This window comes from Patulibacter americanus DSM 16676 (assembly GCF_000420025.1).
Lineage (GTDB): Bacteria > Actinomycetota > Thermoleophilia > Solirubrobacterales > Solirubrobacteraceae > Patulibacter > Patulibacter americanus.
The window spans coordinates 391,027-400,993 of record NZ_ATUD01000003.1 but is presented as its reverse complement, the minus strand read 5'-3'; the positions used below and the strand labels follow the sequence as shown (position 1 = coordinate 400,993).

At 77.0% G+C, this 9,967-nt stretch carries 9 protein-coding genes; 5 read left to right on the top strand and 4 right to left on the bottom strand.

What is annotated here, in order from left to right; genetic code table 11:
• Positions 1 to 400: 400 nt before the first annotated feature.
• Positions 401 to 1,153 carry a MerR family transcriptional regulator gene (locus F593_RS28000; protein ID WP_022928308.1) on the bottom strand — a complete coding sequence of 251 codons (753 nt, stop codon included), beginning with the start codon at positions 1,151 to 1,153 and terminating at the stop codon, positions 401 to 403.
• The gene (locus F593_RS0108360) at positions 1,150 to 2,355 is read right to left on the bottom strand and encodes a CaiB/BaiF CoA transferase family protein (RefSeq protein ID WP_022928307.1); all 1,206 of its coding nucleotides are present in this window, start codon (positions 2,353 to 2,355) and stop codon (positions 1,150 to 1,152) included. The genes F593_RS28000 and F593_RS0108360 overlap by 4 nt, the downstream gene beginning before the upstream one ends.
• 1,876 nt (positions 2,356 to 4,231) lie before the next feature.
• On the opposite strand from F593_RS0108360, the gene F593_RS29825 reads away from it, so the two are divergent.
• From F593_RS29825 to thpR, 5 genes are read left to right on the top strand one after another with little or no spacing between them, the layout of a single operon-like run.
• The gene (locus F593_RS29825) at positions 4,232 to 5,080 is read left to right on the top strand and encodes a ParA family protein (RefSeq protein WP_022928306.1); all 849 of its coding nucleotides are present in this window, start codon (positions 4,232 to 4,234) and stop codon (positions 5,078 to 5,080) included.
• A complete protein-coding gene (locus F593_RS27995; protein ID WP_022928305.1) occupies positions 5,080 to 5,919 on the top strand; it encodes a hypothetical protein in 840 nt (279 codons plus the stop codon). Before F593_RS29825 ends, F593_RS27995 begins: the two co-directional genes overlap by 1 nt.
• A gap of 6 nt (positions 5,920 to 5,925) precedes the next feature.
• Entirely contained in the window at positions 5,926 to 6,642 is a 717-nt protein-coding gene (locus F593_RS0108340) for a dienelactone hydrolase family protein (protein WP_022928304.1), read from the top strand.
• A gap of 45 nt (positions 6,643 to 6,687) precedes the next feature.
• Positions 6,688 to 7,035 (top strand): hypothetical protein, encoded by a 348-nt coding sequence (locus F593_RS30320; RefSeq protein ID WP_022928303.1) that lies wholly within the window; start codon positions 6,688 to 6,690, stop codon positions 7,033 to 7,035.
• Between the two features lie 8 nt (positions 7,036 to 7,043).
• Positions 7,044 to 7,643 carry an RNA 2',3'-cyclic phosphodiesterase gene (thpR, locus tag F593_RS30315; RefSeq protein WP_022928302.1) on the top strand — a complete coding sequence of 200 codons (600 nt, stop codon included), beginning with the start codon at positions 7,044 to 7,046 and terminating at the stop codon, positions 7,641 to 7,643.
• 65 nt (positions 7,644 to 7,708) lie between these two features.
• Here thpR and F593_RS0108325 read toward each other — a convergent pair whose 3' ends face one another.
• Both F593_RS0108325 and F593_RS29220 read right to left on the bottom strand, forming a co-directional pair.
• The gene (locus tag F593_RS0108325) at positions 7,709 to 8,116 is read right to left on the bottom strand and encodes a ChaB family protein (protein WP_022928301.1); all 408 of its coding nucleotides are present in this window, start codon (positions 8,114 to 8,116) and stop codon (positions 7,709 to 7,711) included.
• A gap of 150 nt (positions 8,117 to 8,266) precedes the next feature.
• On the bottom strand, positions 8,267 to 9,883 hold the full coding sequence (locus F593_RS29220) for a dihydroxyacetone kinase subunit DhaK (protein WP_022928300.1): 1,617 nt from the start codon (positions 9,881 to 9,883) through the stop codon (positions 8,267 to 8,269).
• Between the last annotated feature and the right edge of the window lie 84 nt (positions 9,884 to 9,967).

The window sequence follows — 9,967 nt, the reverse complement described above, 5'->3', positions numbered from 1 at the left end:
TCGGCCGCCGCCTGGGCGGCGGCGACGTCAGGGGTGGCGAGGAGTTGGACGACGGCGGCGCGCACGGTGCTCCGGGTGTTGACTGACTGGTCAGTCAGTGACTATACCCCCGTCCTCCTACGGGACGGTAAACCACGCCGGGCCCCGTCCCGAGCTTCGCGGGCCGGAGCGCGCACGACGCCGGCGCGGCTCGGGCCACCCGCGAACCACGCCGGGCCCCGTCCCGAGCTTCGCGGGCCGGAGCGCGCACGACGCTGGCGCGGCTCGGGCCACCCGGGAACCACGCCGGGCCCCGTCCCGAGCTTCGCGGGCCGGAGCGCGCACGACGCCGGCGCGGCTCGGGCCACCCGGGAACCACGCCGGGCCCCGTCCCGAGCGTCGCGGGCCGGAGCGCCCGGGGCTACGCGGCCGGGCGGCGGGCGCGCTCCCGCTCGAGCTCGCGGCGCAGGACGTGTCCGTGGACCGCGCCGACGAGCTCGCGCAGCGGGTCCGTGGCGGAGAGCATCAGCTCGACCGCGCGCTCCGGGGCGACGTCGCGGTCGACCATGCGGTGCAGGAACGTCTGGGCCTCCTCGCGTACGAGCGGCTCGAGGGCCTCGACGTAGCGCAGGGCGTCGTAGACCGTGAAGCCCAGCTCCTCGCCGAAGCCCGTGTCGCGGAAGCGCATGAACGCCTGCACGATCCGCACCTCGTCGGGGTCGTAGCCGCGGCTGCCGTCGCCCATCACGCGCAGCTCCGCGAACTTGTCCAGCGCCGACGCCGGGACGCCGGTGCGGGCCACGAGGTCCTCGCGGGTGACGAGCTCGGCGTCGTCCGTGCGGGAGAGGGCGCGCTCGATGATCTCGTCGCGGCGGCCGACGAGCTCGCGGGCCCGGTCCAGCCCGCCCGCGAGCACCTCGCGGATCGCGCGCAGCGGCATGAACCGCTCCTCCTGCAGGCGGCGGACGAGCCGGATCCGCTCGACGAACTCCGGCGGGTAGTAGGCCATGTTCCGCGAGGTCCTGACGATCGCGATGCCGTCCGCGCGGTCCTGGTCCGTCTCGAGGAGGCCCTCTCGGAGGTAGTGCTTGACGGTGGCGGGGCTGACGCCCGCCTGCTCCGCGAGGTCGCCCATCCGCAGGAGCCCGCTCGTATCCGGGGCCTCGGTGTTCATCCCTCCAGCCTAAGAGCCGCGCCCGAGGCGAGCATCGCGGCGATGCGGCCGTCGTCCAGCCCGGCCTCGCGCAGGACCTCCTCCGTGTGCTCGCCGAGGCCCGGCGCCGGCCGGCGGTGGACGTCGCCAGGGGTCGCCGAGAGCTTGATCGGCACACCGAGCGCGCGGACGGGCTCCGTCGCTCCCGGCTGCTGCAGCTCGACGACCATCTCGCGCTCGCGGACCAGGTCGCTCGCGAGCGCCTCCTCCAGCTCCCAGACCGGCTCGAGGCACGCGTCGCGCTCGGCGCCGAAGGCCTCCCACTCCTTCCGGGTGCGCCCCCGGGCGATCGCTTCGACCTCGCGGTGCGCGTCCGAGCCGGGCGGGTCGAACTGGCGGGGGATGAGGTCCTCGCGTCCTACGCCCTCGCAGAACGCGCGCCAGAACTTCGGCTCCAGGGCGCCGATCGTGATGTAGCCGTCGGCGCAGGCGTAGGGGCGATAACACAGGTGCGCGCCGGTCAGGAGCGTCTCGCCGCGCCGCTGAGGCTGCCCGCGCAGGGCGGCCGCGGCGTCCATCGCGGTCCACGAGAGCGCGCCGTCGGTCATGGAGACGTCGACGAACTGCCCCTCCCCCGTGCGCTCCGCGTGGCGCAGGGCGGCCAGGATGCCGATCACGGCCATCTGTGCGCCCCCGCCGATGTCGGCGACCTGCACGCCGCCGTTGACCGGCTCGCCGCCGCGCACGCCGTTCAGCGCCAGGACGCCGTTCAGCCCCAGGTAGTTCATGTCGTGCCCGGGCCGGTCCCTCAGCGGCCCCGTCTGCCCGAAGCCGCTGATCGCGCAGTGCACGAGCCGCGGGTTGCGCTCGTGGAGCACGGAGAAGCCGACGCCGAGGCGGTCGAGGACTCCCGGCCGGAACGACTCGAGCAGCACGTCGGCCCCGTCGGCGAGGGCGAGGAGCGCCTCGCGACCGTCGGCCTGCTTGAGGTCGAGACGGACCGAGCGCTTGTTGCGGTTGAGCGCCACGAAGACGGCCGACTTCGCGGACTCCTCGGCGCCGTCGACGTACGGCGGCTGCATGCGGACGTAGTCGCCCGCGCCGGTGTCCTCGACCTTCACGACGTCGGCTCCCAGGTCGGCGAGCAGCAGGCTCGCGAAGGGTCCGGGAAGGAGGCGGGAGAGGTCGAGGACGCGGACGCCGTCGAGCGGGAGCGAGGCCATGAGACGGCCGAGGGTACTACCTCCTACTTGCGAGAGGTTCCACGTCTTACTTCGCTCGAATCCCGCGTCATCGGGAGGCGCCGGTCGCGCCGGTCCCCGGCGCAGCCGTCGCGCTCGGACGACCCCGGCCGCCCGGGGGCCGACCGTCCCGCCGGTGGTTTCCAGAACACCGGAGAAGGTGACTACCCCACCGTGCACCTGAGGTGCATGGAGAAGGCGTTATGGCGCTGGTTTCGGGAAGTTACGCGGTGGTTGGCCCGTCGGGGGTGGTGGGTGGTGTTCTGTCCACCTGTCGGGCCGTCCCACCGCCCTGAAGGGCCCGGTACGCCGGGCGGACGACCGCCCTGGGGCCTGGCCGCCCACGCTGACGGCCCGGGACGCGAGCGCCGACCCGGACGACCCGGCGCTCCAGAACGCCGACCCGGTCGGGGCGCTGCGGGACCGCAGGGCAGCGACCGCAGGGGCCCGGAACCGCGTGCCGATGCCCCCGACCGGAGCGCCGCGAACGGGGCCGATCGGGACGGGAGTTCGCGGCCCCGGACGCCGACGTCCACCCGACCGGCGCCGCCCGGCGCGCGGGCTCCAGTGCTGCGGGGCGGGCCCGTCCGAGCCCGTCCCCGGAGGCTCGACCGGCCGGCGCACCGGTCCGAGACCAAGCCCCGCTCGGCGGTCCTTCGAGGGTCGCGTGCGGGTCGCAGCGCGCCCGGCGGAGGCGAGCCCGCGGCGACCGTCGGGACGAGCCCATGGACGCCGCCGCCCGGGCCACGCCGCGGGGCGGGCGGGGACCGTCCGCCGACCCACGGGACGCCGTGCGGGCGTCGCGCGAGGGTCGGCGGGCGTACGGATGCTCGGTGCCGGGCGAGGCGGGGCGCACGGATCGGCGCTCGGTGTGCCGCTAGGTGTGCCGCTCGGTGTGGAGTGCGGACCTGCGTCGGCGGTGGTGGTCGAGCGGATGATGGTCGACATGGTCGCACGGTCGCGACCGTGTGTGGGGCGGCGTGCGGAGTGGTGTGCGGAACAGTGGGGGACCGAGCGGTGCACCGGAGGCGGCAACGGGCGGAGGGCCGGGCGCCCCGTCGAGCGGCCGGCGGCGCGACCGACCGTGTGCGCGCGGGCGGGGCCGGTCGAGTCCGCGGTCGACGGTGCGCCCCGCCGGGGGCGCCACTGGCCGACCGTGCGGCGGGCCGGAGGCGACCGGGACCGCGACCCGGCGCGCGTCCCCGCGTGGGCCGGTGCGCGGGACGACGGTCGACCGTGCGGCCTTCCGCACGGTCCACTGGAGGCGCGGGCGAGCCCCTGGGCGGAGGACCGCGCGGTCGGCGCATCGGTCGCGGGCGTGGCCGGGCGAGGTCCCGTGCGGACGCCCGGCCGCAGGCGTGGTCGGGGGGCCCACCGGCCGGCCGGCCGAGCGTTCCCCGGGTCGAGCGCTCGTCCGGGGGTCCGGGCGGTCGGCCGAGCGGCCCTGTGGACGGCCGACAGCGCGCGCGACCGGGCGGAGGCACGTGCGGGCGGCCGGCCGCGGGTCCGGGCGGCCGGTCGCTCCGGCGGCCGTGCGGGCGGGCGAGCGCTTGGCCGACCGGGGGGTCCCCCGCGCGGGGCGGCGCGGGGTCGGTGGCGCGGTGCGGCGATCGGCCGGCGGCGGGGACGGGCGCGAGAGAGGGCGGCCGGCCGGCCGCCCGGTCGGGAGTGCGCGCGGTCGCCCGGACGGGGCGCCGCGGGGACGGGCGGGTGGTCGGGCGGACGACTTTGCGGACGGCGGGAAGGAGTCGTGCCCGCGACGGTGAACCAGGGGGCGAGAGCGGGAGGGATCACAGGTCCCCTCCCCCGCAGGACCGCTTCACCGCGCACCCGAACCGCAGCCCCGAGGAACCCGCCCATGACCCGCGTGATCGCCGTCGCCAATCAGAAGGGCGGCGCAGGCAAGAGCACCGTGACCGTGAACCTCGCCGTCGCCCTCGGTCAGGCCGGACGCCGCGTCCTCGTCGTGGACACGGACCCGCAGTTCGACACCACCGCGATGCTCGGGCTCAGCCCCGAGGACGCGCCGCACACCATCGCCGACGTGTTCCTCGGCGAGGCCGAGGCCGCCGACGCGCGCGTCGTCGACGCCGCCCCCCGGGTGGACCTGCTCGCAGGCGACGGCCGCATGGCCGACGTCGAGCTGACCCTCGTCTCGCAGGTGCGCCGCGAGGAGTTCCTCGCCGAGGCACTCAGCGAGACGATGCAGGAGTACGACTTCGTGATCCTCGACTGCCCGCCGAACCTGGGTCTCCTGACGGTGAACGCGTTCGTCGCCGCCGACGAGGTGCTCGTGCCGGTGTCGATGATCGACCGCAACGCCTACAAGGGCGCGGCCACGCTGCTCTCGACGCTCGAGACGCTGCGCCGGCGCCGGGTCGACGTCCGCACGCTCGGGATCTTGCGCAACAACGTCGACGCGCGCCGGAACACGTTCCAGACGCTGAACGACGCGCTGCCCGCGCTCGACGCGCCGCTGCTGAGCGCGCAGATCCCGATGCGCTCCGGGTTCCACGACGCGACGACGGAGGGCATCCCCCTCGTGCTGCGCAACCCCGACGGCCGCGCCGCCCAGGCGTTCCGCGAGCTCGCCGCCGAGATCGATCCCACGGTCGTGGCCGTGCCCGATCCCGCCGGCCCGATCACCGCCGCGCGCGGCACCGCCGTGCCCGACCCGTCCGACCCGACCCTGGTGGAGGTGGCCTGATGGCCCGCCTGAAGCTGTCCCCCAGCGGGCTCCGCAGCCCCCTGGACCTCTCCGTCGTCCCGGCCCCGGCCGACGTCGCGCCCGCCGACGAGGCCGCGCCCCGCGCCGCCCGCCTGACGTCCGCCCCGACGGTCGCCCCGGAGCCGGCCTCCGCCGTCGCGCCCGCGCCGGCCGCGACCGCGCCCCTCGACGCCCCGGCCCCGGTCTCGGAGGCCGCAACCGACCCGGCCCCGGCCCCCGCGGCCGCCGAGCCGACCCCCGCCGCGACCGACGCCGCCCCCGAGGCGACCGCGGCGACGGAGCCCGCCCCGGCACCGGGGACCACGGACGTCGCCACCGCCGGACACTCCGACGCCTCGGACGTCCCCGCCTGGGCGCAGGGCCTGGCCCACGCCGCGCTCGCCCCCGACCGTCTGCTCGGTCGCCCGAAGCAGACCGCGCTGATCCTGGACCGCGAGCTCTCGAGCCGCGCGGACGCGCTCGTCGCCGCCACCGGGCCGCGGGTGACGTTCGCCGCGCTGGTCACGGCGATCCTGCACTTCCACCTGCCCGCGGACGGCGAGGCCGCCGCGCGCGCCATCGGCGGCTACCGCCGCCGGAAGCTCGAGACGCTGGACCGCCCGTGGGAGGAGCGCAACGCGCGCCTGCCCGAGCCGCTCCGCGCCGAGCTCGACGACGTCGTCGCCGGCGCCACGGGCCGCGTCGCGTCCGTGCGCCGCTCCACGCTCGTCAACGCCCTGCTCGACGCGCACCTGCCCGCGGACGCCGACGGCGCCGCCCGGCTGGTCGTGCGCATGGAGATGGTGCGCGGCGGGGCCTTCCTCGACCTCGTGGCCTAGGCCCCCATGGGCGAGATCCGCACCGTCGACCTGCCGACCACGGACGGGCCGATGCCGCTCTACGAGGTCCGGCCCGACGACACCCCGCGCGCGGCGGTCGTCGTGCTGCAGGAGGCGTTCGGCGTCAACGACCACATCGAGGACGTCGCGCGCCGGTTCGCCGACGCCGGCTACCTCGCCGTCGCCCCGGCGCTGTTCCACCGCTCGGAGTCCCCGCGCCTCGGCTACGAGGACATCGCGCAGGCGCGCCCGCACATGGCCGCGATGACGAGCCGCGGGCTCGAGGACGACCTCGAGCAGACGATGGAGCACCTGCGCCGCGTGCAGGTCAAGGACCACCACATCGCCACGGTCGGCTTCTGCATGGGCGGCACCGTCTCGCTGCTCGCCGGCACCCGCTACGCGCTCGGGGCGTCCGTCTCGTTCTACGGCGGCGGCATCACGGAGGGACGCTTCGGCGAACCGGCGCTCCGCGAGCTCGCGCCCACCCTGCAGACCCCGTGGCTCGGGCTCTACGGCGACCAGGACACGGGCATCCCCGTGGAGCAGGTCGAGGAGCTGCGCGAGGCGGCCGCCCGCGCGCCGGTCCCGACCGAGGTCGTGCGCTACGCCGAGGCCGGCCACGGGTTCCACTGCGACGCTCGGTCGAGCTACCACGCCCCGTCGGCGCAGGACGCCTGGACGCGCACGCTGGCGTTCCTCCAGGCGCACCTCGAGGTCTGAGTCCGGAGGCACCGCGGGCGGCCGCCCGCGAGCTACCCTGCCGCCATGCGCCCCCGCCACACCGCCGCCGGAGCCCTCGCCATCGCCACCCTCGCCCTCGGGGCCGGGGTGCCGACGGCCGGCGCCGCCACGAAGGACTGCGGCACGATCCAGGCCCGCGGCGAGCGGCTCTCCGTGCACGTGACGTACGGCTCCTTCGGCTGCGCGAACGCCCGCGGGCTCTTCCGCGCGTACTTCGCGAAGGTCGACCCGCGCTCCACGCCGCGCGGCACGCGCTACCTGCGCCGGGCCGGCAAGCGGTTCGGCTGCTACGCCGCCGTCACGGGCAGCTTCGACTTCATCTGCGCCGGGACGAAGCGCTACCGCCCCACGATCGCCGTCGACCGCCTCTAGGCGCCGGCGTGGGCCGCGGGCGCCAGCGGGGTGGCGGCACGCGCCCCGCCCGCCGCGGACCGGCCGGTCTTCGGCTGTTCGTCGCGCTGGACCCGCCCGCCCACGTCCGCCACGAGCTCGCGGGCTGGGTCCGCGAGCAGCGTGGCGCGTTGCCCGGCGTCCGGCCGGTCCCGGAGGAGCATCTGCACGTGACGCTGGCGTTCCTCGGGGAGCGCCCGCCGAGCGAGGTCGATCCGATCGCGGCCGCCGTCGTCGCCGCGGCCACGACGGGCGCCGCGGCGGACCTCGGCGTCGGCGCCCCGCTGTGGCTGCCGCCCCGCCGACCTCGGGTGCTGACCGTCGAGGTGCACGACGACCGGGGCGACCTGCGGGCCTTGCAGGCCGACGTGGCCTCGGCGCTGGACGCGGCGGTCGGGTGGCGCGAGGACCGCGCGTTCCGCCCGCACCTCACGCTGGGCCGGCTGCGCCCGGAGGCCGGACGGCAGCGCTCGGCGCCCGCCGCCACCCCGGCGCTGCGGTTCGACGGCGAGGCGGTCACGCTCTACCGCTCGCTGCTCGAGCCCACCGGGGCCCGCTACGTGGCGGTCGAGCGCGTGCTCCTCGGCTAGGCCCGCCGCGTGGCCGGGCCGCGCGCGCCACGGCCACGGGCGTCGAGGACAGCCGGGCGGACGGACTACTGCTTCTTCGCGATGGCGTCGGCCAGCTCGTCCTTCGTCATGTCGGACCGGCCGTGGACGTCGAGCTCCTTGGCCCGCTCGTACAGCTCCTCCTTGGTGTTCCCGATCGCGTCGACGCCGCCGTGCGTGCCCTCGCCGCCCTCCTTGTTCCGGGCGTCGGGGTCCTTCGCGCGCTCGTCGGACGGACCCGGCTCGTCCTTGGCGACCCACTCGCCGCCGACCTTCTCGTGCGTGTGCTTCAGGGCGGAGTACGCGACGCGGTTGGCGCGCTCGGCGTCGCCGTACTCGTCCTCGGCGCTGTCGTGCGCCTTCGCGAAGGTGCGCTGCGCCTTCGCGGAGGAGTTCTGCACCGGCCGCGGCAGCTCGCTCTCCTTCGGCTGGCCGTTCTTGCCCATCTTCGGCATCGGGACTCCCTTCATCGTGGACCTCGCCGGTCCCGTACCCGGGTCGTCCGGAACGGGAACGACTCGCCGGACGGCGCGCGGGCGGGCGGGCGGGCGGTCCTCGCCGCGCCGCTCACCCCGAGCCGGGCGCCGGCCCTCCGCCGCGCCGCCCTACCCCCAGCGCAGCGCCGGCGTGCGCAGCGGCGCGTCCCAGAGCGCCAGGGTCTCGTCGTCCAGCGTGACGAGCGTCGCGATCGCGCCGGGCTGCGTCAGCGACGTGACGAGGTCGCCGACCAGGACGCGCGCCGGCGTCAGGCCGTGCTCGCGCTCCAGGGCCGCGACGAGGCCGCGGAAGAGCACGTGAAGCTCGAGCGGCGGCGTCCCGCCAAGGCCGCTGAGCTGCAGGAGCAGCGGGGCGGACGGGTCCGGGGCCAGCTCGGCCACCAGCGGCTCGAGCAGGCGCACGGCCAGCTCGTCGGCGGGGACCACGGGCTCGCGCGGGCGTCCCGGCTCGCCGTGGATGCCGACACCGAGCTCCATCTGATCCCCGTGCAGCGCGACCCCGAAGGATCGTCCGGCCGCGGCGACGCGCTCGCCGATCTGCCGCACCGCCTCCAGCGCGTCGCCCCGCGCGGCCGCGGCGCCCGCGATCCGCTCGACCGCGACGGTCGCCCCCGTGCCGCGCCGGCCCGTGGCGGCGTCGGCGTCGATCGCCACGTCGTCGGCCACCACGACGGTCTGCGTCTCGACCCCGTCGGCCTGCAGCAGCTCCGCGGCGAGGCGGAAGTTCATGAGGTCGCCCGTGTAGCGCTTGACGACGAACAGCACCCCGGCGTCGCTCCCAACGGCGCGGGCCGCCGCGGCGATCTGCGCGGACGAGGGAGACGTGAAGATCGCGCCGGGGCAGGCGGCGTCGAGCATGCCCTCCCCCACGAAGCTCGCGTGCAGCGGCTCGTGGCCCGCGCCGCCGCCCGAGACGAGCGCCACGCGGCCCGTGGCGAGACCGCCGGCGCGCAGGGCGACCGGGTGGTCCTCGAGCCGGCGAAGCAGGTCGGGGTGGGCGGCGACCAGGCCGTCGAGCGCCTCGTCGACGAGGTGGTCGGGGTCGTTGACGAACCCGTGCTGCGGGGTCTCCTCGTCGTCCTCCGCCGCGGCCTCCGGGGCGCGCTCGCGCAGGTCCTCCCACGTGGGCAGCTCGCCCGCGGCGAGCCGACGCACGATCGCGGCGACGGCGGTGGCGCCGGCATCGGGGGCGCCCTTCGAGCGCTCCCCCGCGTACGACGAGCGGCCGACGCGGGCGGCCATCTCCCCCGTCGCCTCCGCGCCCTCCCGCGCCGCGTCGACGGCGCGGCCGGGTTCCCCCGCCTCGAGCGCCGCGGCGACCGGGTCGAGGGCGTCGATCAGCGTCTTGTCGCCGGGGCGCGCACCGCCGTACTCCGTGATCCCGTCGGCGCCCGCGCGCACGGCGGCGCCGATCACCGTCGCCTCGAGCGGGCCATCCGCCGGGGCGTCCTCCAGCGCGCGGGCGGCGCGCAGCAGGCCCACGCCGACGAAGGCGCCGGAGCTGCCGCCCATCGCCGCGGCCATACGCTCGGACGCCGCGCGCAGGACGGCCGCGACGTCGCCCGCCGGCGGGTCCGCGAGCAGCGCCCGGGCTCCGCGGGCCAGCGTGGACCCGAAGTCGCCGTCGCCCGTGACGGCGTCGAGGCGGTCGAGCTCGGCGCCGTCCTCGCGCGCGGTCGTGGCGATCGCGCGCAGCAGCAGGTCGGCCTGGGCGTCCGGGGTCATGGGTCCTCCGTGGGGGCGGGTGGTGACCCGCCGACTCTCGCAGACGCACCGACGCTGCCCCACACAGGCGCGCCGTCGACCCGC

Excerpts from the sequence above, each read along its gene's own strand:
- F593_RS0108325 (WP_022928301.1), bottom strand. The coding sequence starts at position 8,116 with ATGCCGAAGATGGGCAAGAACGGCCAGCCGAAGGAGAGCGAGCTGCCG.
- F593_RS30320 (WP_022928303.1), top strand. The coding sequence starts at position 6,688 with ATGCGCCCCCGCCACACCGCCGCCGGAGCCCTCGCCATCGCCACCCTC.
- F593_RS0108340 (WP_022928304.1), top strand. The coding sequence starts at position 5,926 with ATGGGCGAGATCCGCACCGTCGACCTGCCGACCACGGACGGGCCGATG.
- F593_RS28000 (WP_022928308.1), bottom strand. The coding sequence starts at position 1,153 with ATGAACACCGAGGCCCCGGATACGAGCGGGCTCCTGCGGATGGGCGAC.
- F593_RS29220 (WP_022928300.1), bottom strand. The coding sequence starts at position 9,883 with ATGACCCCGGACGCCCAGGCCGACCTGCTGCTGCGCGCGATCGCCACG.
- F593_RS27995 (WP_022928305.1), top strand. The coding sequence starts at position 5,080 with ATGGCCCGCCTGAAGCTGTCCCCCAGCGGGCTCCGCAGCCCCCTGGAC.
- F593_RS0108360 (WP_022928307.1), bottom strand. The coding sequence starts at position 2,355 with ATGGCCTCGCTCCCGCTCGACGGCGTCCGCGTCCTCGACCTCTCCCGC.
- F593_RS29825 (WP_022928306.1), top strand. The coding sequence starts at position 4,232 with ATGACCCGCGTGATCGCCGTCGCCAATCAGAAGGGCGGCGCAGGCAAG.